The sequence below is a fragment of the Delftia sp. DS1230 genome, from assembly GCF_040112715.1.
Classification (GTDB): Bacteria; Pseudomonadota; Gammaproteobacteria; order Burkholderiales; family Burkholderiaceae_C; genus Comamonas; species Comamonas tsuruhatensis.
This window is the reverse complement of record NZ_CP157763.1, coordinates 3,037,680-3,063,871: the sequence shown is the minus strand read 5'-3', so window position 1 is coordinate 3,063,871 and position 26,192 is coordinate 3,037,680. Positions and strand designations below refer to the sequence as shown.

22 protein-coding genes are annotated in these 26,192 nt (G+C 67.6%); 13 read left to right on the top strand and 9 right to left on the bottom strand.

Annotation, left to right across the window (positions count from 1 at the left end; all coding sequences use genetic code 11):
- Positions 1–10: 10 nt before the first annotated feature.
- The 10 genes from AAN986_RS13695 to AAN986_RS13650 all read left to right on the top strand — a co-directional run bounded on the left by AAN986_RS13695 (position 11) and on the right by AAN986_RS13650 (position 10,034).
- Positions 11–1,030 (top strand): TRAP transporter substrate-binding protein, encoded by a 1,020-nt coding sequence (locus AAN986_RS13695; RefSeq protein WP_016453430.1) that lies wholly within the window; start codon positions 11–13, stop codon positions 1,028–1,030.
- A 109-nt stretch (positions 1,031–1,139) separates the two neighbouring features.
- Positions 1,140–2,966 carry a phosphogluconate dehydratase gene (gene edd, locus AAN986_RS13690; protein WP_016453429.1) on the top strand — a complete coding sequence of 609 codons (1,827 nt, stop codon included), beginning with the start codon at positions 1,140–1,142 and terminating at the stop codon, positions 2,964–2,966.
- The gene (locus tag AAN986_RS13685) at positions 2,951–3,589 is read left to right on the top strand and encodes a bifunctional 4-hydroxy-2-oxoglutarate aldolase/2-dehydro-3-deoxy-phosphogluconate aldolase (RefSeq protein ID WP_046238536.1); all 639 of its coding nucleotides are present in this window, start codon (positions 2,951–2,953) and stop codon (positions 3,587–3,589) included. The genes edd and AAN986_RS13685 overlap by 16 nt, the downstream gene beginning before the upstream one ends.
- Before the next feature lie 87 nt (positions 3,590–3,676).
- Positions 3,677–4,579 (top strand): LysR family transcriptional regulator, encoded by a 903-nt coding sequence (locus AAN986_RS13680; RefSeq protein WP_046238537.1) that lies wholly within the window; start codon positions 3,677–3,679, stop codon positions 4,577–4,579.
- 110 nt (positions 4,580–4,689) lie between these two features.
- Positions 4,690–5,673: a tripartite tricarboxylate transporter substrate binding protein gene (locus AAN986_RS13675; protein ID WP_047218663.1), complete on the top strand. Its 984-nt coding sequence runs from the start codon at positions 4,690–4,692 to the stop codon at positions 5,671–5,673.
- 9 nt (positions 5,674–5,682) lie between these two features.
- Positions 5,683–6,870: a CoA transferase gene (locus AAN986_RS13670; protein ID WP_047218664.1), complete on the top strand. Its 1,188-nt coding sequence runs from the start codon at positions 5,683–5,685 to the stop codon at positions 6,868–6,870.
- A complete protein-coding gene (locus AAN986_RS13665) occupies positions 6,867–7,631 on the top strand; it encodes an enoyl-CoA hydratase (RefSeq protein WP_047218665.1) in 765 nt (254 codons plus the stop codon). Before AAN986_RS13670 ends, AAN986_RS13665 begins: the two co-directional genes overlap by 4 nt.
- A gap of 156 nt (positions 7,632–7,787) precedes the next feature.
- Complete coding sequence (locus AAN986_RS13660) at positions 7,788–8,624, top strand: lectin (protein ID WP_047218666.1); 837 nt, start codon at positions 7,788–7,790, stop codon at positions 8,622–8,624.
- A gap of 9 nt (positions 8,625–8,633) precedes the next feature.
- The gene (locus AAN986_RS13655) at positions 8,634–9,476 is read left to right on the top strand and encodes a YdcF family protein (RefSeq protein ID WP_047218698.1); all 843 of its coding nucleotides are present in this window, start codon (positions 8,634–8,636) and stop codon (positions 9,474–9,476) included.
- Between the two features lie 87 nt (positions 9,477–9,563).
- A complete protein-coding gene (locus AAN986_RS13650) occupies positions 9,564–10,034 on the top strand; it encodes a VOC family protein (RefSeq protein ID WP_026062485.1) in 471 nt (156 codons plus the stop codon).
- Between the two features lie 6 nt (positions 10,035–10,040).
- Here the strand turns inward: AAN986_RS13650 and AAN986_RS13645 are convergent, their stop codons facing one another.
- Positions 10,041–12,020, bottom strand: a complete 1,980-nt coding sequence (locus tag AAN986_RS13645; RefSeq protein ID WP_047218667.1) for a UvrD-helicase domain-containing protein — start codon at positions 12,018–12,020, stop codon at positions 10,041–10,043.
- A gap of 414 nt (positions 12,021–12,434) precedes the next feature.
- On the opposite strand from AAN986_RS13645, the gene bioB reads away from it, so the two are divergent.
- Complete coding sequence (gene bioB / locus AAN986_RS13640; RefSeq protein WP_047218668.1) at positions 12,435–13,496, top strand: biotin synthase BioB; 1,062 nt, start codon at positions 12,435–12,437, stop codon at positions 13,494–13,496.
- Positions 13,497–13,532: 36 nt separating this feature from the next.
- Here the strand turns inward: bioB and AAN986_RS13635 are convergent, their stop codons facing one another.
- On the bottom strand, positions 13,533–14,684 hold the full coding sequence (locus AAN986_RS13635) for a site-specific integrase (protein ID WP_047218699.1): 1,152 nt from the start codon (positions 14,682–14,684) through the stop codon (positions 13,533–13,535).
- A 263-nt stretch (positions 14,685–14,947) separates the two neighbouring features.
- On the opposite strand from AAN986_RS13635, the gene AAN986_RS13630 reads away from it, so the two are divergent.
- Positions 14,948–15,928, top strand: coding sequence for a DNA-binding protein (locus AAN986_RS13630; RefSeq protein WP_047218669.1), 981 nt, complete (start codon positions 14,948–14,950; stop codon positions 15,926–15,928).
- Positions 15,929–15,960: 32 nt separating this feature from the next.
- Here AAN986_RS13630 and AAN986_RS13625 read toward each other — a convergent pair whose 3' ends face one another.
- Positions 15,961–17,757, bottom strand: a complete 1,797-nt coding sequence (locus AAN986_RS13625; protein ID WP_047218670.1) for a methyl-accepting chemotaxis protein — start codon at positions 17,755–17,757, stop codon at positions 15,961–15,963.
- A 126-nt stretch (positions 17,758–17,883) separates the two neighbouring features.
- The gene (locus AAN986_RS13620) at positions 17,884–19,209 is read right to left on the bottom strand and encodes a serine hydrolase (RefSeq protein WP_179217880.1); all 1,326 of its coding nucleotides are present in this window, start codon (positions 19,207–19,209) and stop codon (positions 17,884–17,886) included.
- A 166-nt stretch (positions 19,210–19,375) separates the two neighbouring features.
- Here AAN986_RS13620 and AAN986_RS13615 point away from each other — a divergent pair, with 166 nt between their 5' ends.
- Positions 19,376–20,302, top strand: coding sequence for a LysR family transcriptional regulator (locus tag AAN986_RS13615; RefSeq protein WP_179217879.1), 927 nt, complete (start codon positions 19,376–19,378; stop codon positions 20,300–20,302).
- Between the two features lie 4 nt (positions 20,303–20,306).
- On the opposite strand, the gene AAN986_RS13610 is transcribed toward AAN986_RS13615, so the two are convergent.
- The 5 genes from AAN986_RS13610 to AAN986_RS13590 are packed head-to-tail and all read right to left on the bottom strand — an operon-like array spanning position 20,307 to position 26,138.
- Positions 20,307–21,089 carry a (2Fe-2S) ferredoxin domain-containing protein gene (locus AAN986_RS13610; RefSeq protein ID WP_241150384.1) on the bottom strand — a complete coding sequence of 261 codons (783 nt, stop codon included), beginning with the start codon at positions 21,087–21,089 and terminating at the stop codon, positions 20,307–20,309.
- The gene (locus AAN986_RS13605) at positions 21,076–21,864 is read right to left on the bottom strand and encodes an ABC transporter ATP-binding protein (RefSeq protein ID WP_047218673.1); all 789 of its coding nucleotides are present in this window, start codon (positions 21,862–21,864) and stop codon (positions 21,076–21,078) included. The genes AAN986_RS13610 and AAN986_RS13605 overlap by 14 nt, the downstream gene beginning before the upstream one ends.
- The gene (locus AAN986_RS13600; protein WP_013802411.1) at positions 21,861–22,946 is read right to left on the bottom strand and encodes an iron ABC transporter permease; all 1,086 of its coding nucleotides are present in this window, start codon (positions 22,944–22,946) and stop codon (positions 21,861–21,863) included. Before AAN986_RS13600 ends, AAN986_RS13605 begins: the two co-directional genes overlap by 4 nt.
- Complete coding sequence (locus AAN986_RS13595; protein ID WP_047218674.1) at positions 22,933–23,976, bottom strand: ABC transporter substrate-binding protein; 1,044 nt, start codon at positions 23,974–23,976, stop codon at positions 22,933–22,935. The genes AAN986_RS13600 and AAN986_RS13595 overlap by 14 nt, the downstream gene beginning before the upstream one ends.
- Positions 23,976–26,138 carry a TonB-dependent receptor gene (locus AAN986_RS13590; protein WP_047218675.1) on the bottom strand — a complete coding sequence of 721 codons (2,163 nt, stop codon included), beginning with the start codon at positions 26,136–26,138 and terminating at the stop codon, positions 23,976–23,978. Before AAN986_RS13590 ends, AAN986_RS13595 begins: the two co-directional genes overlap by 1 nt.
- Positions 26,139–26,192: the final 54 nt, after the last annotated feature.

The window sequence follows — 26,192 nt, the reverse complement described above, 5'->3', positions numbered from 1 at the left end:
GGAGATGAACATGCGTATTCCCTTTGCACTCGCCGGCCTGATGGCCGCCATCACCACGCTGGCCGCCACGGGCCAGGCCATGGCCCAGGACTTCAAGCCGCGCATCGTGCGCTTCGGCTACGGCCTGGTCGATGACTCCAACCAGGGCCGCGCGGCGCGCTTCTTTGCCAAGGAGGTCGAAAAGGCCACGGGCGGCAAGATGAAGGTGCGCGCCATCGGCAATGCCTCGCTGGGATCGGACACGCAGATGCAGCAGGCGCTGATCGGCGGTGCCCAGGAGATGATGGTCGGCTCCACCGCCACCCTGGTCGGCCTGTCGCCCGAGATGGCGGTCTGGGACACGCCGTTCCTGTTCAGCAGCACCAAGGAGGCCGACGCCGTGCTCGACGGCCCCGTGGGCGAGAAGGTCAAGGCCACGCTGGAGCCCAAGGGCATGGTGGGCCTGGTCTACTGGGAGAACGGTTTCCGCAACCTCACCAACAACAAGCGCCCCATCGCCAAGCTGGAAGATCTGGCCGACGTGAAGCTGCGCGTGATGCAGAACAACGTCTTCCTCGACAGCTTCAAGGCCCTGGGCGCCAACGCCGTGCCGCTGCCGTTCTCCGAACTGTTCACCGCGCTGGAAACCCGCGCCGTCGATGGCCAGGAAAACCCGTTCAACACCGTGCTGTCCAGCAAGTTCTACGAGGTGCAGAAGTACCTGACCATCTCCAACCACGTCTACAGCCCCTGGATCGTCACCGTCAGCAAGAAGTGGTGGGACACGCTGACACCGGCCGAGAAGAAGGTGCTGCAGGACGCCGCCGTCAAGAGCCGCGAGTTCGAGCGCAAGGACACGCGCGAGGAAGCGGCCAAGGCCCTGGCCGATATCAAGACCAAGGGCATGCAGGTCAACGAGCTGCCCGCCGCCGAGGTGGGACGCATGCGCGACAAGCTCGCCACGGTCAATGCCGGCATTGCCAAGACCGTGGGCCAGGGTACCTGGGATGAGGTACAGGCCGCCGTCAAGCAGGCGCGCGCAGTGAAGTAAGCTTCGATTCAGGGCCGGACGCACCTGGGAGGGATGCCCCGGCCGACATCCACCAAAAAGACAACGCGACACAGAGAAAACGCGCATCAGCGCATCCGCAGGACACCCCATGAGCACCATCCACCCCATCGTCGACCAGGTCACGCGCCGCATCCGCGAGCGCAGTGCCGAATCACGTGCCGCCTACCTGGAACAGGTGGACGCCATGGCCGCGCGCCCGCCCGGCGCGCAGTCCATGGGCTGTGCCAACGTGGCGCATGCCTTTGCGGGCATTCCAGGCGGCGACAGGATACGCATCGTGGAGGAGAAGGCGCCCAACGTCGCCATCGTCACCGCATACAACGACGTGCTGTCGGCCCACGCACCGCTGGCACGCTATCCCGACATCCTCAAGGACGAGGCGCGCAGGCTGGGCGCCACGGCGCAGGTCGCCGGCGGCGTACCCGCCATGTGCGACGGCGTGACCCAGGGCGCGCCCGGCATGGAGCTGAGCCTGTTCAGCCGCGATGCCATTGCCATGGGCACGGCCATAGCGCTCTCGCACGACGTATTCGACGCCGCGCTGATGCTGGGCATCTGCGACAAGATCGTGCCCGGCCTCTTGATCGGCGCCCTGCATTTCGGGCACCTGCCCACGGTCTTCGTGCCGGCGGGACCCATGACCTCGGGCCTGTCCAACGGCGACAAGGCCAAGGTGCGCGAACAGGCCGCGCAGGGCCTGGTGGGCCGCAAGGAGCTGCTGGCCGCCGAATCGGCTGCCTACCATGGCGAAGGCACCTGCACCTTCTACGGCACAGCCAACAGCAACCAGATGCTGCTGGAGGCCATGGGCCTGCACGTGCCGGGCACGGCCTTCATCAACCCGGCCGACGGCGAGCGCGAACTGCTCACGCGCGAGGCCATGCGCAGCGTGCTGGCCATCACCAGGAACAAGCGCTTCGCCCCCATCGGCCGCGTGGTGGACGAGCGCTGCATCGTCAACGCCATGGTGGCCCTGCTGGCCACGGGCGGCTCCACCAACCACCTGATCCACTGGGTGGCGGTGGCGCGCGCTGCGGGCATCACCATCGACTGGAACGATTTTTCCGAGCTCTCGGGCGTGGTGCCGCTGCTGGCCCGCGTCTATCCCAATGGCAGCGCCGACGTGAACCAGTTCCAGGCCGCAGGCGGTCCGGGCTATGTGATCGGCCAGTTGCTCAAGGCCGGCCTCATGCATGGCGATGTGCTCACCGTGCGGCCCGATGGCCTGCAGGAGTTCGCGCGCATTCCGGCCGTGGACAACGGCCAGTTGGCCTGGCACGCGGCCGAAGTCTCCGGCGACCTGTCCGTGCTGCGCCCGGCCGATGCGCCCTTCAGCGCCACGGGCGGGCTCAAGCTGCTGTCCGGCAACCTGGGGCGCAGCGTGATCAAGGTCAGCGCCGTGCCCGAGGACCGCCATGTGGTCGAGGCGCCCGCACGCGTCTTCGACTCTCAGGAAGCGCTGCAGCAGGCCTTCAAGGCCGGCGAACTGGACCGCGATGTCATCTGCGTTGTGCGCTGGCAGGGGCCGCGCGCCAATGGCATGCCCGAGCTGCACAAGCTCACTCCGCCCCTGGCCGTGCTGCAGGGCAAGGGCTACAAGGTGGCCCTGGTCACGGACGGCCGCATGAGCGGCGCCTCGGGCAAGGTGCCTGCGGCCATCCACGTCTCGCCCGAGGCCTGCGTGGGCGGGCCGCTGGCGCGCCTGCGCGATGGCGACCTGGTGCGCCTGGACGCCGTGGCCGGCACCCTGGCCGTGCTGGTCGATGAATCCGAATGGCAGCAACGCCTGGTGGCCACCATGCCCCGGGCGCTGCGCCAAGCCAATGGCCGGGGTTTCGGCCGCGAACTGTTTGCCGGATTCCGGCGCCACGCGCTCAGCGCAGAAGAGGGAGCTTGCACATGGATCAACGACTGACGGCCTTGGAGCTCATGCAGGACGCGCCGGTCATCCCGGTCATCGTTCTCAACGACCTCGCGCATGCCGTTCCCATGGCCCAGGCCCTGGTCGCGGGCGGCATCCGCGTGCTGGAAGTCACGCTGCGCACGCCCCAGGGCCTGGCCAGCATCGAGGCCATTGCACGCACCGTGCCCGAGGCCATCGTCGGCGCCGGCACCGTGCGCAGCGCAGCCGATGCGCGCGCCTGTGCCCATGCTGGCGCGCGCTTTGCCGTGAGCCCCGGCTACACCAGCGCACTGGGCCAGGCCTGCCAGGACCTGCAGTTGCCGCTGCTGCCCGGCGTGGCCACCAGCGGCGAGATCATGGCCGCCCAGGCCGACGGCTTCAACGAGCTGAAATTCTTCCCAGCCGTGCAGGCGGGCGGCACGGCCATGCTCAAGGCCTGGCAGGGTCCGTTCGGCGATGTGCGCTTTTGCCCCACGGGCGGCGTGTCGCCGGCCAATGCCCAGGAGTTCCTGGCCCTGAAGAATGTGGTCTGCGTGGGCGGCTCCTGGCTGGTGCCCACGGATGCGCTGGAGCAGGGCGACTGGAGCCGCATCACGGCGCTGGCCCGCCAGGCCAAGGCTCTGCGCAAAGCCTGACGAAAGGGCCGGTGGGACGCAGCGGGGCGCTGCGGCACAATCGTCGCCCTCCAGCCAGACGAGAAGCCAGACGAGAAGGCCGCCGCCATGATGAAGATCGACTCCACCACCGTGCAGCTCGTGCTGGCCATTGCCGAGGAGGGCAGCATCTCGCGCGCTGCCGACCGGCTGCAGCTGGCGGTGGCGGCGGCCTCGCGGCGGCTCAGTGATCTGGAGGCCCAGCTCGGCACGCGCCTGTTCAAGCGACAGCCCCATGGCGTGCAGGCCACCGAGCCCGGCCTCAAGCTGCTGGCCCATATCCGCCAGATCGGCAACCTGGTCGATCGCCTGGAGGGCGATGCCCAGGCCCTGGGCCGCGGCCGTGACGGCCGCATCATCATCGGCGCGCCCAAGTCGGTCATCCTGCAGTTCCTGGCCGCCGACATCGCGGCCACCCAGCGCCGCTATCCCCACATCACGCTGCAGGTGATGGAAGAAAACAGCCGCATCGTCCAGCAACTGCTGCGCGACAAGGTCATCGACATCGGCATCTTCGAGAAAACCAGCGGATTCGTGGACCTGCCGCGCGCCGACTACCGGCGCGACAGCCTGGTGCTGGTCTACAGCCGCAGGCATTTCAGCTTCGGCGACCAGCCCGTGGAGCTGGACCGGCTGCTGGAGTGCCGCATCGTCAGCCTGGGCCGGGGCTCGGCCATCCTGAATGCCCTGCGCCGTGCCCATCACAGCCGGGGCAGGGTGTTCCGCAATGATTTCACGGTCAGCGGCTTCGACACCATGCTGGCCCTGGTGCGCGAAGGCCTGGGCGTGGGCCTGATGCCGCCAGGCGTGCTGCGCAGCTTCCACCCCGGGCCGGAGCTGGGCTGGGCCGCGCTGGAAGGCGACTGGCACGAGCGCAGCTATGTGCTGTCCTTCATCGAAGGGCAGGCCCAGCAACAGGCATTGCACAACGTGGTGGCGGCGCTGCTGCATCCCGCCTCCGAGGCGAATTGAGAGCGTCACGGTTTCGCATATGGCGAAACCAGGCATGCGTTCCACAGGCTTGCGGCGAATCCGGCGCGCGGCGACAGTGGCTGCACAACAACGATGTGCAGGAGACAGACATGAGACGCCGCGACTTCATCGCGGCCGGCGCCGCCGCGCTGGCCGCTCCCTGGGCAGGGGCCTCGCCCCCGGGCTCCGACCTGCCCAAGGGCCCCGTCAAGATCCTGGTGGGCTGGGCGCCCGGTGGCGGCACCGATGTGTTCGCGCGCATCGTGGGCCAGAAATTGTCCGAGGTCTGGGGCCGGCCCGTGGTCGTGGAGAACAAGCCCGGCGCCACCGGCTCGCTGGCGGCCGAGTACTTCGCCAGGACGCGCTTCACCGAAGGCATCAACCTGCTGATGGCCCATGTGAACACCCATGCCATCTCGCCGCAGATCTTCAAATCCATCACCTATGACCCGCTCAAGGACTACGCGCCCATCGCCCTCATCGGCGCCACGCCCCACATCCTGGTGACCAGCAGCAGGAACAGCCATGGCTCGGTGCAGGAGGTGGTGGAGCTGTGCCGCAAAAGCCCCGGCAAGATCAGCTTCGGCTCGTCGGGCACGGGCTCGGTACAGCACCTGGCGGCCGAAATGTTCAACATGGCGGCCGGCGTCAAGAGCATCCACGTGCCCTACAAGGGCTCCGGCCCCATGCAGACCGACCTCATCGGCGGCCAGATCGACTTCAGCTTCGACACCATGACGGCCGCCACTGCCCAGGTGCGCGCCGGAAAAATGCACGGCATCGCCCAGACCCGCGTGAACCGTGCCAAGGGATTCCCGGCCATGCCCACCATGGACGAGCAGGGCTTCAAGGGCTTTGACGCATCGAGCTGGTACGGCGTCGTCGGCCCGCGCGACATGTCCAGGGAACTGGCCCAGCGCATCAATGCCGACATCAACCGCGTGCTGGCCATGCCCGACTTGGTCAGCCGCTTCGACGGATACGGCGTGGAGGACGGCGGCGGCTCCGTGGACAAGTTCGCGGCCTTCATGGCTGCCGAATACAAGAAGTGGGGCGACGTGGTGCGCGCCGCAAAAGTGACCGAAGAAAGCTGAGGACCCGGCATGAGCAATCCCCAATCCAACCCGCAACAACTGCCCCTGCAAGGCATACGCGTGCTTGACGTCAGCCAGGTCATGGCCGGGCCCTTTGCCTGCATGCTGCTGGCCGACCTGGGCGCCGATGTCATCAAGGTCGAGCCTCCGGGCACCGGCGACCAGACGCGCGGCGCCATGGGCTTCAAGATGAAGGGCCCGGACAGCATGGGCTTTCTGAACATGAACCGCAACAAGCGGTCGCTGACGCTGGACCTCAAGAGCGAGGAGGGGCGTGAGGCCTTCTACCAATTGGCCACAACAGCCGATGTCATCGTCGAGAACTACCGGCCAGGCGTGGTCCAGCGCCTGAAGATCGACTACGAAAGCATTCGCCGCATCAATCCGCGCATCGTCTATGTCAGCATCTCGGGCTTCGGCCAGAGCGGCCCCTGGGCCCAGCGCCCGGGCTTCGACCTCATGGCCCAGGCCATGTCGGGCGTGATGAGCGTCACCGGCTACAAGGGAGAGAAACCCGTCAAGGCCGGCGTGCCCGTGGCCGACATCGGTTGCGCGCTGTTCGCCACCTACGGCCTGCTGGCCGCCTACATCGGCGCGCAGAAAACGGGGCAGGGCCAGCACATAGACGCCTCGCTGTTCGACTCGGCCATGGCTTTCTCGATCTGGGACATGTCCGAATACTGGGGCACCGGCGTGCCGCCTGCGCCGCTGGGCACCAGCAACAAGATGAGCGCCCCCTACCAGGCCGTGAAGGCGCGCGACGGCTACTTCGTCATGGGCGCCACCAACCAGAAACTCTGGGCCAGGCTGTGCGCGCTGATCGAGCGCCCCGATCTGCTCGAGCACCCCGACTACGCCACCGTGGCGCTGCGCCTGAAGCACCGCGAGGCACTGATAGGCGAGCTGGAAGCGGAATTGACCCACCACGACAGCGCCGACTGGGTGGACCGCATGCTGGAGGCCGGAATTCCCGCCGGCCCGCTGCTCACCTATCCGCAAGCCTTCGAGGGCGAGCATGGCCGGCACCGCGGCATGTGCATGGAGATCGACCACCCCATCGAGGGCAAGGTCAAGAACATCGGCTTTCCCGTCAAGATGCTCGGCACCCCCCAGCAGGTGCGCCGCCATCCGCCCCTGCTGGGCGAGCACAACGCGGAAATCATGGCCGAACTCCGTGCCCTGAAAGCCGCCGCATGAGCACCGCCCTGCATGAATCCGTGGCGCTGACCGTTCACGCCGGGGGCGCGGCCGAGATCCTCATCGACCGCCCCGAACGCCACAACGCCATGAGCATGCCCATGTACGAGGCCTTGCTCACGGCCCTGGAGCGCTGCCAGGCCGACCCGGCCATCCGCTGCGTGATGCTGCGCGGTGCGGGCGGCAAATCCTTCATCTCGGGCACGGACATCGCCTACTTCAAGGACTTCCATGACGGCCAGCAAGGCATTGCCTATGAAGCCTTCGTGGAGCGCGTGATCGACGCCGTGGAGCGCATCGCCGTGCCCACCATTGCCGTCATCGACGGCTGGGCCGTGGGCGGCGGCCTGGCCCTGGCCACGGCCTGCGACTTTCGCATCTGCAGCACCGGCTCGCGCTTCGGTGCGCCGATTGCCAAGACGCTATCCAACACGCTGTCGTCACGCAACATTGCCCGCCTGGTGGCCAGCCTGGGCGTGCCACGCGTCAAGCGCATGCTGCTGCTGGCGGACTACCTGTCAGCCGAGCAGGCCGAGGCCTGCGGGTTCGTGCATACGGTGGTGCCGGCAGATCGGTTGCAGACCCAGGCACAGGCGCTGGCCGAGCAGCTCATGGCCTTGTCGGCAACCACCCAGTCAGCGGTCAAGGAAAGCCTGAGGCGCATCGTCGTGGAGCAGCGGCTGGATGATGAGGATCTGGTGTCGGCGGTGTATGGGAGTGGGGAGTTTCGGGCGGGGGTGGCGGGATTCAACAGGCAATGATTTGAGCCAGCCTTGCCAGAATCTGGCGCAATCCTACAAATTGCTTGGCTAAACTCCACAGCCTGGAAAGAGGCGGTGGCTGCATTCTTGGCCTGAAAGAAAAGGCCGGTTGCTGCGCGTAGCCGCCCCTCAGATCAACGCAGCCCGAGAAATCCCATGCAAATCAATAAATGCATTTCCGTCCTGCTGACCAGCAGCTTCATCCTGCCGGTTCTGCCTGCGCATGCAGGCGAAGAGACGGTGCAGCTCATGTCCAACGGTCGTTATCAGACCTACAGCCTGCCCGACGACGCGCAGCAGGTGCAACTGGTCGAGACCTTGGCGGGCAACTGCAGCTACAACCAGAACTGGGGCTATGACCTGGGCCGCCGGGAGATGTGGGTCAAGGGTGGCTGCGGCGGGCGCTTTCGCATCCTGACCGGCCTGCCCCAGGGCGCGCAGGGCCAGGAAGGCGGAAGCGACAACACGGGCGCATGGATCGCCGGTGCCGCCGTGGCAGCCATTGCCGGCGCCGCCATTTTGGCGAACAAGCGCGACAAGGACCGCGAACGTGAGCGTGAAGAGCAATGGAACGATGACCACTATCCGGGCTACCCGGGCCATCAGCCCGGCTACCCGTCGTGGGGCGGACGGGAGGTGCGGGGCCAGAACGGCCTGTGCCTGGATGTGTCGGGCGGCCTGCGCCCGGGCAACGGCCTCATCGTGTACCACTGCAGCGGCGGTGAAAACCAGCGTTTCACGCTGACGCGTGATGGCGAGATGCGCGTGGGCGACCTGTGCCTGGACGTCGCCGACGGAAGCACGCGCAATGGCGCGCGCGTGATCGCCTGGCAATGCCGCAACCAGCCCAACCAGAAATGGGACTGGAGCCGTGGACAGATCCGCAGCCGCTTTGCCAACAAGTGCCTGGACATCGAAGGCGGCAATGCCCGGCCGGGCCAGCCCGTCATCGTGTGGTCCTGCGCCGGCGGCCCCAACCAGCGCTGGAACTGAGGACGCTTGTTGCACAAGCTCTCTGCCGCGCCCGGGCCAGCGCCCGGACGCAACGCCGTCGCGGGCATTCGGCGGCTGGAGCCCTTGCAGTGGCTGGGCCTGATCACTGGCGCCGTGCTGCTGGGCGATGCCGTGGTGCTGATGGCACGCGGCATGTTCAATCTGGGCGTGACGCTGCCAGCGGTGCTGGGCCTGCTGTTCATGGCGTGCAGCTTCTGGCGCGCGGCCATTGCGCGCAGGCTGCGTGCCAGTGCCTGGCTGCGGCGCGCCTGGTGGCTGGGCTGGGCGGCGTTGGCGATGTGGCTGGCCAGCCTGCTGCTGTTCTGGGCACATCTGCTGTCTGCTTCTTCCCGGCTGGCCCCTGACCAGCCGGTGCAGGCCATCGTGGTGCTGGGCAGCGCCACGCGTGAGGGACAACCGTCGCTGACGCTGGCCCAGCGGCTGGACCGCGCCGCCGAACTGGCTGCAAGCCAGCCCAAGGCGCTGGTGGTCACCAGCGGCGGCGTGGACTTTGGGGAAAGCGAGAGCGAGGGCGCCGTCATGGCGCGCTATCTGCAGCAACGCCACGGCATTGCGCCAGAACGCCTGCTGATGGAGCAGCGCAGTACCAGCACGGCGCTGAACCTGGCGTGGAGCCTGCCCCTGCTGCAGGAGCGCGGCGTGGCCCCGGACGCGGCGATTGCCATCGTCACCAGCGATTTCCACACGCTGCGCGCGGGCTGGATCGCCGAGCGCAGCGGCTACGGCCAGGCCTTCACCGTGGGCGCGCCCACGCCGGCGACGATCCGCGCCAACGCCTGGCTGCGCGAGTACTTTGCGGTGATCAGCGGCTGGGTGCTGGGGGAGTTCTGAGCCCCATGGCGGCATTGCCCGCTGCGCCTTGCGTGCCCCGGTTTGCCTCCACAATGTGATTCTTCATACATCAACAGGAGCGAGACAGTGGCAAGCGAACAGCGTCCTTTCCGGGTTCTGGGCATACAGCAGGTGGCCATCGGCGGCACCGACAAGCAGCGCATGAAGCGCCTGTGGGTGGACATGCTGGGGCTGACCCAGACCGGCACCTTCCAGAGCGAGCGCGAGAACGTGGACGAAGACATCCTGGCCATGGGCCAGGGCGCGCACAAGGTCGAGGTGGACATCATGCAGCCGCTGGACATCGACAGGAAGCCCGCCGTCCACACCACGCCGCTGAACCATATCGGCCTGTGGATCGACGACCTGCCGCTGGCCGTGCAGTGGCTGACGGAGCAGGGAGTGCGCTTTGCGCCCGGCGGCATTCGCAAGGGCGCGGCCGGCTACGACATCTGTTTTCTGCACCCCAAGAGCAATGACGAGTTCCCGATCGCTGGCGAGGGCGTGCTGATCGAGCTGGTGCAGGCGCCGGCCGAGGTGATCGCCGCGCTGGGCTGAGGCGCCTCAGGCAAAAGGCTGTACGCGCCGCTGGACATGTTCCAGCAGCCACAGCTTTTTTCTGGCGCGCGTCATGGCCACGTACAGGCGGTTGCGCTCCAGAAAGGCCAGCGCGTGCGGGGCCGTCGCCGGAAAGCGGCCAGGCTCCATGAAGGGCAGGGCGACGTGGTCGTACTCCTTGCCCTTGGCTTCCTCGATGGTGCTGAGATGGAAGTCGAATCCGCGCTCGGTCCGCACGGCACGCTCGAAGCGCGTGGCCATGGCTGCCACCTGGGCCAGCATGTCGGGTACGGCCATGCCCGCCACCGAATCCATGAAAGCCTTCACGCGCTGACGCAATGCCGCCGTCTGGGCCTGCGACAGGGCCACGCCAGCAAAAAGGCCCCAGACATCGGCCTGCTCCAGCAGGCTGCGTGCGTCTGACTGAAGCGCCAGAGGCAGTTGCAAGAAGCTGCCAAAGGCCTGGAAGTTGCGTTGCCCGCCCTGCAGGCTGGATTGGTTTCCCAGGAATCGCCAGATGATCTGCGGGTTGTGCAGCATCTCGCCCGCCATGCGCTGGGCCAGCGTATGGCGGCTTGACGGATCGGCCATGTCGGCACCATCCACGCTGCCCTTGCCGTAGAACAGCGCACCTTCCACGAAGGCCGCCAGGATCTCGCTGCCCAGCACGCTGGTCTCGGCCTTCCAGGACAGCGCCTGCATGCCATGTGCATAGCAAAGGCCCAGCAGCAGGGCAATCTCGCGCTGCAGGTAAAAACGCTTGAAGCCGTAGAAGCTGGCGGACTTGCCGGCGCGGTGGATGGCCCATTCCAGCGCGCAGGCGTCCTGCTCGTGGCGCAGGATCACGGTCAGCGAGGGATTGCGCGCGCTGCCAGAAGGCGGCTCGCCCGGCGCAGCGGGTTCGGTGGCACGTGCCAGGCTGGCCTGGATCTGCAGCAGCTGGTCAATGCACTCGCTGTCGTCGGAGTGCTGCAGCTGGTGCACGGTGCTGAAGCGCGTGGGCGCCGCAGTCAGGCCAACGTTGAACAGCGCATTGACCGCCTTGGCGATCTGCGGGCCAAAGCGCCGCGACTGGGTCAGCGCCAGCGTGGCCGTGGCCTGTGGCAGGAAGTCATCGAGCTGGTGGAGCTTGTCGCGGAACACGGACCAGGCCTGCGCCTCGATGTGCTGGTTGAAGTCGCCTGCGCCCAGGAAGGCGCAGCCGCTGGTTCCGACCAGGGCGCGCAGCAGTTGCAGCGAGGCCGGATCCAGGTCATGCATCTCGTCGAACACCACCAGGTCGTAGCGCGGCAGGTCCAGCGCCTGGCCCTGCAGGGCGTCGCTGGCCAGTGCATGGCTGCAGTCGCCTTCGGCGTAGTACAGAGGGTCGCCGCAGTGGTCGATGCGGCGGCGCTCGTACTCGAAGAACAGGCAGGCCAGGCGGTAGTCGAGCAAATACTCCTCGCAGAAACTCGCCAGTCCCATTCCTTCCTCGGCCAGGCGCTGGGGCAGCAACGACTTCTTGGCGCTGAGGTTGAAGTCCCAGAAGGCGTCCAGATCCAGATCGCCGGGCTGCTCGAACAAAGGGTCGGGCTGCCAGGCCAGTCGCTCGCGCAGCGCATCATGGGCCTCGCGCACACGGGCCTGCAGCGCCACGCGGTCGGCCAGAAAGTGAGCCGCCGGGTCGCGGCGGCGGATCTGCTGGGCCGCCCAGCGCTCCACCGTGGTGATCTGCACCTGGGGCGGCACCTCGCGCACCAGTTGCTGCAGCCGGTGATGGAAGGCCGCCACGCCGGAGCGCGAATACGCCAGCACCAGAATGCGCTGCGCCTGGCCGCTGCGGCAGGCCTGGACCACCTTGCAGGCCAGCGTCGTGGTCTTGCCCACTCCCGCCAGCGCAGCCACGATGGCCGAACGCCCCTCATGCGCCAGGATGGCCTGCTGCTCGCGCGAGAGCAGCAGCGGCTTGCCGTGATCGGTAGGAAATTCCAGGGAGCGCAGGGACATGTGAGGGAAATCTGAGCAAAAGCGGCGAAAGCAGAGGGAAGCGGTTCAGCCGCAGGCCGGCAGGGCTGAAAGCCGCTGTGGCGACGACGGCGGGCACCCATTGTGGTCGTTTTGGAGAGGCATCTGGCAGGTATTGGGAATCCGTTGCCGCGCCTGTCCACGCATCTTTTGAAGCGCTCATCGGACAATTGAGCGATGTTGACCGCCAATGGCTGCGTGCTTGCGGCAAGAAGAAGTCATCGAGAAGAACTTCTGCCAAAACATGCCCAAAATCGCTCAAAAATAAGCGAAGTTCGCTTTTTTTGCAGGCCATGAAAACGGGGCAACTATTTTTGCCAAGGAGCCGGCTTTTTCATTCCCAAGGCTTTTTTTGCTCATCAGAATGAAAAGAGCAGACCCACAGAGGAGTTTTTGATGACCGCCTGCAGCACCACCCCGACGACTTCCGCCACCTCCGCACAGCCTGCGGCCGGCAGCCCCCTGCAATGGCATGCACGCCCCTCCAAAAGCGACACGCTGCCGTTTGAAGGCGCCTGGAGCGTGCAGGCCATCCAGGAACTGCTGGACAAGCCCTTCATGGACCTGATGTTCCAGGCCCACAGCGTGCACCGCGAGCACTGGCCTGCGGGCGATATCGAACTGGCCACGCTGCTGTCGGTCAAGACCGGAGGCTGCCCCGAGAACTGCGGCTACTGCCCGCAGGCGGCCGAGTTCGACACCGGCGTCAAGGCAGAAAAGCTCATGAGCGTGGATGAAGTCACGCGCGCCGCCCAGGCGGCCAAGGATGCCGGCGCCACGCGCTTTTGCATGGGCGCGGCCTGGCGCGCGCCCAAGGACCGCGACATCGAGAAGATGAACGAGCTGATCGGCGCCGTGAAGGGCCTGGGCATGCAGACCTGCGCCACGCTGGGCATGCTCCAGCCCCACCAGGCGCAGTCGCTGCGCGAAGCGGGCCTGGACTACTACAACCACAACCTGGACACGGCGCCCGAGTACTACCAGGACGTGGTCAGCACGCGCCAGTACCAGGACCGCCTGGACACGCTCAAGGCCGTGCGCGGCGCAGGCATCAGCGTGTGCTGCGGCGGCATCATCGGCATGGGCGAGGCGCCCGTGCACCGCGCGGGCCTGATCGCCCAGTTGGCCAATCTCAATCCGCATCCCGAGTCGGTGCCCATCAACAGCCTGGTGCGCGTGCCCGGCACGCCGCTGGCGGACAGCGAGCCTGTCGATCCGCTGGACTTCGTGCGCGTGATCGCGGTGGCCCGCATCACCATGCCCACGGCGCGCGTGCGCCTGTCGGCGGGCCGGCAGCAACTGGGCGACGCCGTGCAGGCCCTGTGCTTCATGGCCGGCGCCAATTCCATCTTCTACGGGGACAAGCTGCTGGTGACCGGCAACCCCGATGTGGAGGCCGACACCACACTGCTGCGCAAGCTGGGCCTGAGCGGCACGCGGACCTCGGTACAGGAGTGAGCTTTTTGAGAGTTTGAGCTCTTTTGAGCCAGCGACTCAGGATTGCGGCCGGCCGCTGCCTTGCGCGGCGGCGGCCGCATCGTCGTCGCCGGCATCGAGCAGCCGGGCCGCACGGTTGCTCAACGCGGAATCCGCACGGAAATAGCCCAGCACCGTATTGACGCTGCTGTGCCCCGTCAGCGCCATGGTGTCGGGCAGGGGCACGTTCTGGCGCCCGGCCTCGGTCACAAAGCCCGAGCGCAGGGAATGCGCCGAGAAATCGCCCTCCACGCCCGCCAGCGCACAGCGCTGCTTCACGATGTCGCGCACGGCCGCTGGCGACAGGGGCTCGCCCACATGGCCGCCCTTGCGGATGCGCCGGAAGATCGGCCCTTCCTGTATGGCGGCGGCACGCAGCCAATCGGCCAGCGCCTGGGCCGCGCGCCCGGTGACGGGCTTGTGGTTCTCGGGCACATCCCGCCCGGACTGATTGGTCTTGGAGTGCGCCAGCGTGTAGATGAATTCCTGCGGCCCCACGGCGCGCAGGTGGCGCATGTCGGCCCCGGCCACCTCCGAGCGGCGGCGCCCGCCGCTGGACCAGGCGAACAGCAGCAGGGCGCGGTCACGGCGGCCGCGCAGGCTGTCATCGCAGGTCTGCAGCAATTGCTCCAGCAGGTCGCGCGTCAGCGCATCCTTTTTGGCGGGCTGCTCGCCGCGCCGCGCATAGGCCTTGCGCGTGCGCGACATCAGCTCGCGCACCGCGCCGTCCTGGCAAGGATTGGCCAAACCGTGCACCTGATGGGCCTTGGACAGCACCGCCATGCGGTGCACCAGCGTGTTGTGCGACAGGGGGCCTTCGCGGGCCTTGTATCCGGCCTCGACCAGGGCGCGGTCCATGTTCGCCGGCATTTCACTGGCCAGGCCCGCGCCGGTCTGCCGCTGGGCGTGGTCGATGATGAACTGCAGCACGCAGGGCACATCCAGCGGCAGTTGCATCTGCCGCTCAAAGCGCAGCGCATGCCAGGCGGCCCAGTAGCGCATCGCACTCTGGTAGCTGTTTCTGGTGTTGGTGGATTCGCCCTCGCGCAGCAACTCGCGCACGGCCTGCTGGGCGGCAGGCTCCAGCCCCGCAGAGGGCAGGGTGCGGCCTTGCCGTGTGTCTTCCGGAGGCTGGTCTTGGGGAATCAGCGAAAAGGGGCCGTTGCGCATCTGTGGATTGTCGCCCGGCGCAGCATGGCCGCCCGCCGCGGAGCCTGCGGCCATGCAGGCCATGCAAAGTTCAGTTTTCAAGCTTTCCAGAGGGCTGCAGCGGCGTTTTTGCCTGGGCAAAGCCGTGTAATGTACGTATCCATACTGTATGAAAATTTCATATGTAATATTTAATACATGACACATATGATGTATTACGTAGTATTAAAATAAGTCACGATAACAATCACTTATCGTTGGTAATCTTGGAAATAGTTCACGATATGCAGAAAACATCCACCCGTGGCGTGCAGGAAGCCGATGTCTGGGCCGCGGCAGACGCCCTGATCGCCCAGGGCCTGCGGCCGACCATCGAGCGCGTGCGCCAGCACATTGGCCGGGGCTCGCCGAATACCGTCAGCCCCATGCTGGAGACCTGGTTTGCCACGCTGGGCCAGCGCCTGGGCGTGGCGGCAGGGCAGGGCGAGCTGCTGCCGTCGTCGGTGCCCAATCCCGTTCAGCGCCTGGCGCAGCAGCTGTGGGACGCTGCCCAGGAAGAGGCCATGGAGGCCGCCCGCGCCGCCCTGCAATCCCGTGAGGAAGCGGCACAGGCCACGCAGGCCGAGCTGCAGGAGCAGCAGGAGCAAATGGCGCGGCGCGAGGCGTCCATGCAAGCGCAGAAAGAGGCCATGGACCAGGCCCTGCAAGTGGCCCAGGCCCAGTCGCAGGACTTGTCGCGCCGGCTGGATGAAATGCAGCAGCAGCTGCAGGACCGCGACGAACGCCTGGAAGAAATGCGCGATGCGCTGGCCGAAGCCGCCCGCCAGCGCGAGGCGTTGCAGCAAAAGCATGGCGAGGAAATGCAGTCCGCCGCGCTGGAGCGCCAGCGCATGGCCGAGCAGTACGCGGGCAATGAGCGCCACATGCTCAATGAGGTGGATCGTGCGCGGCAGGAACTGGCGGCCGCGCGCAAGGCCGCCACCGAGCAGGAGCGCAAGGCAGCGACCCGCCTTGCAGAGCTGCAAAGCCGCTATGAAAAGAGCGAGGAGGAGCAGCTGAGCCTGCATTCCCAGCTGCAGACCGCCCAGAATGCGGCCGCCCTGGCGCAGGAGCGGGCAGCGGACCTTCGCAGCCTGCTGCAGGCGCAGCAGCGATTGGCCGGTGCGGCCGTGCCCGAGGCGGGTGCTGGACTGCCCGTGGGCCGGCGCGCAAGCCTGTCTGCGGCGCGCCGCTCCATGACGCGCCTCAAGGACAGGCGGGGCTAGCAGTCAGGGCCTGCGCCCCTGGCTGGGCCCGGTCAGGACTGGAGCCGAAACCCCGCCACCACATCCGCCAGTTGCGCGGCCTGCTGCTGCAGCGACTGGGCGGCGGCCGTGGCCTCTTCGACCAGGGCCGCGTTCTGCTGGGTGGACTGGTCCATCTGGCTGACGGCCGTGCCGATCTCGGCAATGCCCGTGCTCTGTTCCTGGCTGGCATTGCTGATCTCGGTGACGATGGCGGTCACGCGCTGCACGCTTTCCACCACCTTGCCCATGGTGGCGCCCGCGTCCTGCACCAGCCGGCTGCCGGCATCGACCTGGCCCACGGAGTCGTCGATCAGCGCCTTGATTTCCTTGGCAGCCGTGGCGCTGCGCTGGGCCAGCGTGCGCACTTCGGAGGCCACCACGGCAAAGCCGCGGCCCTGTTCGCCGGCGCGGGCCGCTTCCACAGCGGCGTTCAGCGCCAGGATGTTGGTCTGGAAGGCTATGGAGTCGATCACGCCGATGATGTCGGCGATGCGGTGCGAGGACTGCTCGATGCCGCCCATGGTGCGAACCACCTGGTCCACCACGGTGCCGCCATGCGTGGCGATGTCCGAGGCGCTGCTGGCCAGTTGGCGCGCCTGGCGCGCATTCTCGGCGTTGTGCTGCACGGTGGCCGTGAGCTGCTCCATGGCGGCAGCCGTTTCCTCCAGCGAGCTGGCCTGCTGCTCGGTGCGTGCCGACAGATCCTGGTTGCCGCTGGCGATTTCGGTGGAGGCATGGCGCACGGTCTCGGACGATTCCCGGATGCGCACCAGCACCGAGGCGATCTTGTCGGTGAAGTGGTTGAACGCGCGTGCGATCTGCGTCAGTTCGTCATTGCCTTGCACCGACAGGCGGCGCGTGAGATCGCCGTCACCCGAGGCGATGTCTTCCAGCGCATCGCGCACCACGGCCAGCCGGCGCGTGACGCGGGCGATGACGGCGCCCAGCAGCGCAATCGCCAGGATCAGCGAAATGGCAACGATGGCGCCCGACACCTTGAGCAGCGAACCCAGCGCGGACAGCGCCTCGTCGCGCTGCACGGCCACCACCAGTTGCCAGTTCGTGCCGGGCACGCCCTGGCCGTAGAGCAGGAAGTCCTTGCCGCCGACGGCCGTGCGCATGCCGGTGTCCGCCTTGGGCAGGGCCTGGATGGCGTCGGCACGCAACTGGGGCGAAAGCGCGGAGACGGGCTTGAGCGTGAGTGCCGGATCGGGATGGGTGACGATGGCGCCCGCCTCATCCACCAAGAAGGCAAAGCTGCCCGGCGTGGGCCGGATGGCGCCCACGGTGCGCACCACGGTGGTCAGCAGCACGTCAGTGCCGACCACGGCGACGGGATTGCCGGCCGGGCCCACGGGCTCGGCAAAGGTCACGCCCACTTCGGGAGGAGAGACAAACAGATAGGGCGCCGTCACGATGGGCCGGCCTTCCTTCAGCGCCTGCCTGAACCAGGGACGGGCCGTCACGTCGTAGTCGGCAGCCATCTCGTTGAGGAAGAACATGCGCTTGTCGGTGTAGCCGAAATAGGCGTCGGAGAAGCCGCCGCCGTCGCGCAGCGCCTGGACCACGGCACGCGGCTCCGGCGTATCGACCGCCTGCGCCAGGGTATGGGTCAGCAGGCGCTTGGTCGCCACCCATTCGCCCAGAACCTGGGCCTGGGCGTTCACGAGCTGGCGGCTCTGGTCGTCGAGGGTGGACAGCACATGGCGCTGCACCGTGAGGAAGTTGGCAATGGCCAGGGCCAGCATGGCCACGGTGACGATGGCCACGCTGAGCGCGATGAGTCGCGCACGCAGGGACTGGAACATAGAAGAATTACTTATTGCAAGAAGATGCTACATACGTTAGCAAATTTTCTTGACAATACGCGTCCTTGCAGGCGGTGCCCCCTGGCCGCCGAAGCCTATGCGGGAAATTCGCGCCCCTTCAGCGCCTCAGCGCTCCCCGGCCAGCAGCCTGCCCAGCGCCTCGTAGGCGGGCAGCGAGGTCGGGTCATTGGCCGCATTGCCAGCCACCGGGTGGGAAGCGAAGCGCGCAATCACCATCTGTGCCTTGGGATCGATGTAGACGGTCTGGCCATGCACGCCGCGCGCCGCGAAGGCGCCATGGGCGTTGTGCGTGACCCACCACATGTTGCGATAGGTCCAGCCCGGCAGCAGCTTGTAGCCGGCCTTGGCAAAGGCCGCCGCATCGCCGCCACGGCGGATATCGTCCACGGCCGCTGCGGGAACGATCTGCTGGCCGTTGAACTGGCCCCGGTTGCGCAGCATCTCGCCAAAGCGCGCCAGGTCCCGCAGGCCCAGGTTCAGGCCGCCGCCTGCAAAGGGCGTGCCCGTGGAGTCCACCGACATGTAGGCATTCTGCTCGGCGCCCAGGCGGCTCCAGATGCGCTCGGACAGCAGATCGGCCACCGATTGGCCGCTCACGCGCGCCAGCACCCAGCCCAGCGCATCGGTATTGGCCGTGCGATAGCCGAAGGCCTTGCCGTGCACGCCTTCGGGCTTCACGGTCTGCAGGAATTCGTAGTAGCTGCGCGGCCCGGTGTAGTCCTTGGCCTTGGGCAGCGGGTTGCCGGCCGCTGCATGCGCCCAGACCTCGGCCTGCGGGTCCGCATAGTCTTCGCTGAAGCGTATGCCCGTGGTCATGTCCATGAGTTGGCGCACCGTGGCATTGCCGAAGGCCGAGGCCGCCAGCTCGGGCACGTATTCCGACACGCGGCGCGAGGGGTCGAGCTGCCCCTCGGCAGCCAGCATGGCCGCCAGCGTGCCGACGAAGGACTTGGTCACCGACATGGCGCCGTGCTGGCCTTCGGGCTTGAGCACGCCGAAGTAGCGCTCATAGATCACGCGGCCCTTGTGCAGCACCACGATGCCGTCGGTGTAGTTGGCCTTGAGCGAATCGCGCCAGGTCATGGGCTGGCTGGCACCCAATGGCGTGAAGCGCAACTCGTCGATGTCTTCGCGCAACGCCTGGGCCAGCGGCGCTGCAGGCGCCAGGCCGCGCGACACATTCACCGTGGGCATGAGCTGGCGAAAGTGCGAGACGCTCCAGCGCATGGCGGGAAACTGGAAATAGGAACCGTCGTCGAAGCGCAGCATGCGGTCCGGCGGCGGCGGCGAGCCCACCATCCAGCCCAGCTTTGCGGGGTCGCTGGCATCGGCATCGGGATAAGAGGGGGTCTTGGCTGCGGTGACCCCTGCCGTGGCTGTGACGAACACAAGGCTGCCAGCCAGGGCTCCGGCGAAATGTTTGAGCTGCATGCCGGCAACCATACTACGGTTGCCGCGGCGCCAAGATCCGCTGCCAAAGGATGGAAGCCGGCTTCCATCCCAGGCCCTGCGCCCAGTTGGCGCAAGCACGACAAATGGCTTTCTCGTTGGACTAAGCTTCAAATAGTTTTTGAAAATCAAAGCCTGGCGAATGCCCATGAAAAGCCTGCAAGACCTGGATATCTTCGTGCGCACCGCAGACAGCGGCAGCCTCTCGGCCACTGCGCGTGCCCTGGACCTGACCCCGGCTGCGGCCAGCGCAGCGCTCAAGCGGCTGGAGGCAGAGCTGGGCGTGACCCTGTTCGTGCGCTCCACGCGCAGCCTGCGGCTCACGCAGGAGGGCGAGCTGTTTCTGGAGCACTGCCGCCCCGCGCTGGCCGGCCTGCGCCAGGTGCGCGACCAGTTGGCTGGCGGCCAGGCCGCTTTGCGCGGCACGCTGCAACTGGCCGCCCCCTCCGACCTGGGCCGCAACGTGCTCATGCCCTGGCTGGACGAATTCCAGAGCCAGCACGCGGGCGTGGATCTGCGCCTGCACCTGTCCGACCGCGCTGCCAATGTCTACAGCGAGCCTGTGGACGCGGCTTTTCGCTATGGCAGGCCGCAGGATTCCAGCCTGGTGGCCTTGCCGCTGTCGGACACGCACCGCCGCGTGCTCTGCGCCGCGCCTTCCTATCTGCAGGAACGCGGCGCACCCGCCACCCCCCACGACCTGGCCGGCCATGACTGCCTGTGCTTCATGCTGGGCGAGGAAGTGCACGACCGCTGGAGCTTCTGGCCGGCAGGGCAGGGGGCAGCCGTACCTGAGCCGGTCCATGTCCGGGTGCGCGGCCGCAATGTGGCCAATGACGGAGATGCCGTGCGGCGCTGGGCCGTGGCCGGGCGGGGGATTGCCTACAAATCGTATTTCGACGTGGCCGAGGACTTGGCCCGGGGCCGCCTTCTTGCGCTGTGCACCGACTGGACGACCGAGTGCGTTCCGCTGTTCCTGGTCGCCCCCAGCCGCAGGCAGTTCACGCCGCTGGTGCGTGCGTTGCGGGATTTTGTGGCGGTGAGGCTGGCCGAGCTGGAGGCGGCACAGCCCTGAGACTTCACGAAGCCTGCGTTCCCAGCTCCACAGGCCCGTGCACATGGTGCTCCGCGCAGACCTGCCGCGAGAGCACATGGGTTTCGATCACTTCGGCGGCATTCTCGGCCTTGAGCCGCCCGTACCAGACGCCGTCCGGATAGACGATGGCCAGCGGGCCATGGTTGCAGGGGTACTGGCAGCTGGTCTGCAGCAGGCGCAGCCTGGCACGCAGTTCGCTGCTGGCCTGCACGGCCTCGCCCAGGCTTTGCCAGACGGCCACGGCGCCCAGGGCGGTGCAGCGCGGCCCCGTGCAGACCAGGGCGTGGTGCTGGTGGTCCGGCACCTGGGACCAGGCCTGGGGATCGTGCTGCCATTGGTCGCCAGCGGTCTCGGCAATGTCTGGGGCCTGAAGGGCCTGGGCCATCTGAGACAGCAGCAGCGCGGGCATGGTCGCAGCACCCAGCAGATGGTCGGCAAACCGCACCTGCACGCCCTGGTCCGGCAACTGCGAGCGCCAGCGCATGGCCAGCTTGTGCAGCCAGCGCAGCAGGGCAGGCTCGTCGGGCGAGAACAGGGGCAGCACGACGATGGAGCGCGCCGGCAGGCATTGCTGCAGCGCATCGGGCAGCGAGGGTGCGGCCTTGTCCACGAACGATGTGACGACCTTGCAGGCCGGCTCCAGCGTCTGGCGCAAGGCATCGGCCAGTTCGATGAGGCTTTGGCGCGAGGCTGCGCCCGTGCCGCCACGGCCCAGCACGATCACGGCGTCGGGCCCGGGCGGGATGGATTTTTCAGAGGAGTTCATCGGGAATGAAGCTGATGCGCAGCCGGCCGGTGGCGGCATGGATGTCCACCTCGGCAGCCACGCCGTAGACCTGGCCGATGGTGGCAGGGGTCAGTACCTGGGCCGGTGTGCCATGGGCAACGATGCGGCCTTGTTCCATGAGATAGAGACGGTCGCAGTAGTGGGCGGCGATATTGAGATCGTGCAGGGCGACGATGCTGCTGATCTGCAGGCGCCTGACCAGTGACATCAACTCCAGCTGATGGCGTATGTCCAGGTGGTTGGTGGGCTCGTCCAGCAGCATCAGCCGTGGCTGCTGGGCCAGCGCGCGGGCCACGAGCACGCGCTGCTTCTCGCCGCCGGACAGGCTGGAGAAACGCCGCTCCTCCAGCGCCAAGGCATTCACCTGGGCCAGCGCCTGCCGCATGCAGGCGAGGTCCTCGGCGCTGTCGCCCGCCCAGGGGGACTGGTGGGGGATGCGGCCCATCATCACGGCTTCGCGCACGGTGAAGTCAAAGCTCTGCGGCGCCTCCTGCGCCAGGACCGAGACCTGGGCCGCGAACTCGCGCGCCGTCATGTCCCGGATGTCGCGCTGGTTCAGCAGCACGCAGCCTGCGTCGGGCCGCAACACTCGGTAGAGCATGCGCAGCAGGGTGGATTTGCCGCTGCCGTTGGGGCCGATGAGCCCCACGCATTCGCCGCTGTGCAGGGCAAGGCTGGCCTGTTCCACGATGCGCCGGGCGTCGGCACGCCGGGCATCGGCACTCCAGCACAGGTCCTGGGCTTGCAGCTTCATGGGCCGCGCCCTCCCTGCACCGGCTGGCGCACCAGCATCCAGACGAAGAAGGGTCCGCCGATCAGCGAGGTGATCACGCCCACGGGCAGTTCCATGGGCGCAAAGGCCGTGCGCGCAACAAGATCCACCAGCACCAGCAGCAGGGCGCCGGCCAGGGCGGCCACGGGCAGCACGCGCCGGTGGTCCGTGCCCACCAGCATGCGCGCGGCGTGCGGCACGATCAGTCCCACAAAGCCGATGGCGCCGCTGACCGCCACCATGGTGCCCGTGAGCAGCGACACCGCCAGGAACAGTGCGCGCCGCAGCCGTGCCGTGTCCACGCCCAGCGTGGCGGCGGCCTCGTCACCGGCCAGCAGGGCGTTGAGCGGGCGCGTCTGCAGCCCCAGCCAGAGCATTCCCGCAGCCAGCACGGCAGCGGGAATGCCCAGTTCCTCCCACTGCGTGCCGGCCAGGCTGCCCAGCGTCCAGGTCAGCAGGGCATTGGCCAGGTCACGCTGGCCCGATGACAGGGTGATCAGGCTGGTCACGCCTGCCAGCACATAGCCGATGGCCACGCCACCCAGGATCAGCCGCGTGGCATGGATGCGGCCTTGGGAGCGCGCCAGCAGGTAGACGGCGACGGTGGCCGCCAGCGCCCCTGCAAAGGCCCCGGCCGTGAGGGCGTACATGCCGGCCGAGGCCAGCGCACCGAAGGCCAGCACGGCCACGGCGCCCACCGACGCACCAGAGGACACGCCCAGCAGATAGGGATCGGCCAGCGGATTGCGCACCATGGCCTGCATGATGGTGCCCACCACGGCAAGCCCCGCGCCCACCAGGGCCGCCAGCAGCACGCGCGGCATGCGGATCAGCCAGACGATCTGCTGGTGCTGCGGCGTGATGCCCTCCAGTGGCGGCGGCTGCATGCCCAGCACCTGCAGCAGCCGGCTCCAGGCAATGCGCCAGACCGTGCCCGCCGGCATGTCCACTGGCCCCCAAGTGATGGCCAGCGTCATCACCAACAACAGGGCCGCGAACAGCAGCAGGCACCAGAGGCGGGCGGCGCCCGGGCGCCTGGGCCAGCGGGAATCAGTTGGCCGCATGGCTGGGCGCCGGCATGCGGTCGGGGTGCAGGGCCTGCGCCAGGGCGCGGGTCCGCGCAATATTGCGCGGGCCGGGCGTGGCCTCGGCATAGGTCATCACGAAAAACCGCTTTTCGCGGATGGCATCGACGCCGGCCAGCTCGGGCTTGGCCAGCAGGAAGTCGATCTTGCCCTGGGCATGGGGCTGGCCGTAGTCGATGATGACGATCCACTGCGGGTTGCGCTGCACCACGTCCTCCCAGTTGCCTGCAGGCCAGTTGCTGGGAATGTCGTCGAAGATGTTGCGCCCGCCCGCTTCCTCGATCATGGCCTGCGGCATGCCGTAGCGGCCCACGGTCACGGGGATGTCCTGGCCACTGTCGTAGACAAAGACCGAAGGCCGCTGCCGCACGCCCTGCATGCGCTCGCGCAGGTCCTTCAGGTCGCGCTCCAGCCCCTGCGCCAGTTGCTCGGCATGGGCGTCGATGCGGAAGATGCGGCCCAGGTTGCGCAGGTCGGTCAGGCCGTCTTCCAGCGCCACCTGGCTGCGCGGCCCCACGCGGATGCACGATTCGGACAACACATACGAGGCAATGCCGTGGCGCTGCAGCACCTCGGGCGTGACCTGGCCCTGGCGAAAACCGTAGCTCCAGCCTCCGAAGACGAAGTCGGCCGAGGCGCCCAGGATGGCCTCCAGGTTCATCTCGCGTTCGGCCAGCCGCGGCACGCGGGCCAGCTGGGCCTGGAAGGCCGGGTCGATCTGCTTGGCCTGCGTGATACCGCTGTAGCCCACCAGCCGATCGCCCAGGCCCAGAAAGAGAAACATCTCGGTGATGTTCACGTCATGGGTCACGGCGCGCAGCGGTGCGTTGGCGTAGGTCACGGGGCTGCCGCAGACATTGACGGTCACGGCCGCCTGCGGTGCGGCAGCCGGTGCCGGCAGTTCACTGGTGGTGCCGGAATCGCTGCGCGAGCAGCCGGCCAGCAGCAGGGTGGCCGCCAGGGCGCCAGCGCACAGGCCGTGGAGGCTTTTGGAGCGCGCCATGGCCATCAGAACCGGATATGGGCCGCGATCTCGAAGCGGCGGCCTTGCCCGACCAGGAACTGGCTGCCGTAGCTCGATCCCACATAGACCCTGTCGGCCAGGTTGCGGCCGATCAGGCTCAGGGTGGTGCGCGGGTCCACCTGCCAGCTCAGCGCGGCGTCGGCCACGGTGTAGGCGGGCAGGTTCACGGTATTGGCGTTGTTGCCAAAGCGGTCACCCACGTAGCGCAGGCCCAGCGAGGCCTGCCAGGCGCCCACGCGGTAGTGGCCCCAGAGGTTGGCCGTGGTCTTGGCCACGTTCTGCGGACGGTTGCCTGCGCGGTTGCCGCCAGCCTCGATGAGCTTGTCGAACTGGGCGTCCACATAGGATAGGTTGCCCTCCACGCGCAGGGCGGGCGTGGCCTGGAAGGCGGCGGTGAACTCGGCGCCGCGCGAGGACTGGCTGCCGCCCTGGATGGAGATGGCCGGGCGGTCGGGGTCGCGCGTGATGATGTTGTCCTTCTTGATGTCGAACACGGCCAGCGTCCACTCGCCGCGCCCGCCGGCCACCTGTTGCTTGATGCCGATCTCGGCCTGGCGGCCCTTGCTCAGCGCGTAAGCCGTGTTGGCCAGGTTCAGCGAGACCAGGCTGTTGACGGGATCGTGTCCCGAGCTGATCTGCCCATAGACATGGGTGTTGCGGGCCAGCTCATAGGTCAGGCCCAGGCGCCAGGAGGTAGCGGCCAGCGTCTTGTTGAAATCCGTGCCGCCCACCAGCGAGTGGCTGGCAAAGTCGTAGACATCGCGGCGCAGGCCGGCCATGGCCAGCCAGCGGTCGCTGATGCGCCAGGCATCTTCCAGGTACAGGGCATGCTGGGTCACGCCGGTTTCTGTCTTGGCTGCCGTGGCATCGGGGCTGGCCCAGCTGCCATGCACGGGGTCCCAGGCCGAGACCGTGGACGAGCCGCCATAGGGCGAGTTGTTGGATAGCCGCAGGTTGATGCGCGCGGCCTCCCAGCCCATGGCGATCTTGTGCGAGCCCCGGTCCACGTTCAGGCCCAGGCGGTTGCCGGTCTGCTCCAGGTCGTGCAGGATTTCCAGGTAGTCGGAGCGGCCCACGGTCCAGGTGGCGGGGTTGAGCGCGTAGGCTTCGATGTTGCGCCAGTGGCGGTCGGACTTCACGTGGTACAGCTCGTTGCGCACCGTCAGCCAGTCATTGGCCTTCCATTGCACCTTGGCGCGCAGGCGCTCGTCGGCATAGCGCAGCACGCTGTCTTCGGCGTTGTAGTTGCGGTCGCGCAGCGACTCCACCACCTTGCCGTCCAGGCCCGGCGTGCCCCAGTAGCGGCTGGGCTTTTGCACGCTGCGGTCGGCAATCAGGTCGATCTGCAGGTCGCTCGTGGGCTCCAAGCGCAGCGCGCTCATGAACTTGCCGTTGCGCGACTGGTCCAGAGCGCGCTCGCCTGCGCTGCGTGCGGTGTAGCTGTCGATGCGGTAGCTGGCATAGGCGCCCAGGGCGCCGGTCACGCCCAGGCCCAGGCGCAGCGTGTCGTCCGTGCCTGCGCCCACCAGCACCTCGGCCGAGCTGGTGCGGCTGGGCTGCTTGCGGATGGCGTTGACGGTAGCGCCCATGGTGCCGCTGCCATACATCAGCGAGGCCGGGCCGCGCAGCACGTCGATGCGCTCGTAGCCCCAGCTGTCCCCCGGATAGGCCGTGGTGCCGGCGGCCACGCCCAGCACCATGCCGTCTTCGGCCACGCCCACGGAATTGACACCCGCAAAGCCACGGCTGCTGAAGGCCAGGCCGCCGTTGCCCGGCGTGCTGCTGGCCGTCAGGCCCACGGTGCGCGTGACGGCGTCCACCAGGGCGTAGTCGCCACGCTCCTGCATCTGCTCGGCAGAGACGCCATCCACGCTGGCCGGCACTTCCTGGTTGGAGACGCCGGTATGGCTGGCAGAGCGCGCAGGCTGGGCCAGTTGCTGGCCGATGCGTTCGGCCTGGCCGGTGACCTGGACCTCGGGCAGGGCGGTTGATGGGGGCGTTGGCGTTGGCGTGGGCGTTTGGGTTTGAGCCTGCGCCGGCAGGCAGATGAAGGCGCAGGCCAGGGCCAGCGGGCTCAGCCGCACGGAAAGGGACTGGGCAGCGCGAGCGCTGGAAACCCTGGAAAAGGAAGAATGCATTTCGAACATCGGTCTTCGACCGTCTGATGCGAAAGCAAGGCACTGCCACCTCTCCAGCCAGCG

Coding starts and splice junctions, on each gene's coding strand:
- AAN986_RS13695 (WP_016453430.1), top strand. CDS start 11: ATGCGTATTCCCTTTGCACTCGCCGGCCTGATGGCCGCCATCACCACG.
- edd (WP_016453429.1), top strand. CDS start 1,140: ATGAGCACCATCCACCCCATCGTCGACCAGGTCACGCGCCGCATCCGC.
- AAN986_RS13685 (WP_046238536.1), top strand. CDS start 2,951: ATGGATCAACGACTGACGGCCTTGGAGCTCATGCAGGACGCGCCGGTC.
- AAN986_RS13680 (WP_046238537.1), top strand. CDS start 3,677: ATGATGAAGATCGACTCCACCACCGTGCAGCTCGTGCTGGCCATTGCC.
- AAN986_RS13675 (WP_047218663.1), top strand. CDS start 4,690: ATGAGACGCCGCGACTTCATCGCGGCCGGCGCCGCCGCGCTGGCCGCT.
- AAN986_RS13670 (WP_047218664.1), top strand. CDS start 5,683: ATGAGCAATCCCCAATCCAACCCGCAACAACTGCCCCTGCAAGGCATA.
- AAN986_RS13665 (WP_047218665.1), top strand. CDS start 6,867: ATGAGCACCGCCCTGCATGAATCCGTGGCGCTGACCGTTCACGCCGGG.
- AAN986_RS13660 (WP_047218666.1), top strand. CDS start 7,788: ATGCAAATCAATAAATGCATTTCCGTCCTGCTGACCAGCAGCTTCATC.
- AAN986_RS13645 (WP_047218667.1), bottom strand. CDS start 12,020: ATGTCCCTGCGCTCCCTGGAATTTCCTACCGATCACGGCAAGCCGCTG.
- bioB (WP_047218668.1), top strand. CDS start 12,435: ATGACCGCCTGCAGCACCACCCCGACGACTTCCGCCACCTCCGCACAG.
- AAN986_RS13635 (WP_047218699.1), bottom strand. CDS start 14,684: ATGCGCAACGGCCCCTTTTCGCTGATTCCCCAAGACCAGCCTCCGGAA.
- AAN986_RS13630 (WP_047218669.1), top strand. CDS start 14,948: ATGCAGAAAACATCCACCCGTGGCGTGCAGGAAGCCGATGTCTGGGCC.
- AAN986_RS13625 (WP_047218670.1), bottom strand. CDS start 17,757: ATGTTCCAGTCCCTGCGTGCGCGACTCATCGCGCTCAGCGTGGCCATC.
- AAN986_RS13620 (WP_179217880.1), bottom strand. CDS start 19,209: ATGCAGCTCAAACATTTCGCCGGAGCCCTGGCTGGCAGCCTTGTGTTC.
- AAN986_RS13615 (WP_179217879.1), top strand. CDS start 19,376: ATGAAAAGCCTGCAAGACCTGGATATCTTCGTGCGCACCGCAGACAGC.
- AAN986_RS13610 (WP_241150384.1), bottom strand. CDS start 21,089: ATGAACTCCTCTGAAAAATCCATCCCGCCCGGGCCCGACGCCGTGATC.
- AAN986_RS13605 (WP_047218673.1), bottom strand. CDS start 21,864: ATGAAGCTGCAAGCCCAGGACCTGTGCTGGAGTGCCGATGCCCGGCGT.
- AAN986_RS13600 (WP_013802411.1), bottom strand. CDS start 22,946: ATGCGGCCAACTGATTCCCGCTGGCCCAGGCGCCCGGGCGCCGCCCGC.
- AAN986_RS13595 (WP_047218674.1), bottom strand. CDS start 23,976: ATGGCCATGGCGCGCTCCAAAAGCCTCCACGGCCTGTGCGCTGGCGCC.
- AAN986_RS13590 (WP_047218675.1), bottom strand. CDS start 26,138: ATGTTCGAAATGCATTCTTCCTTTTCCAGGGTTTCCAGCGCTCGCGCT.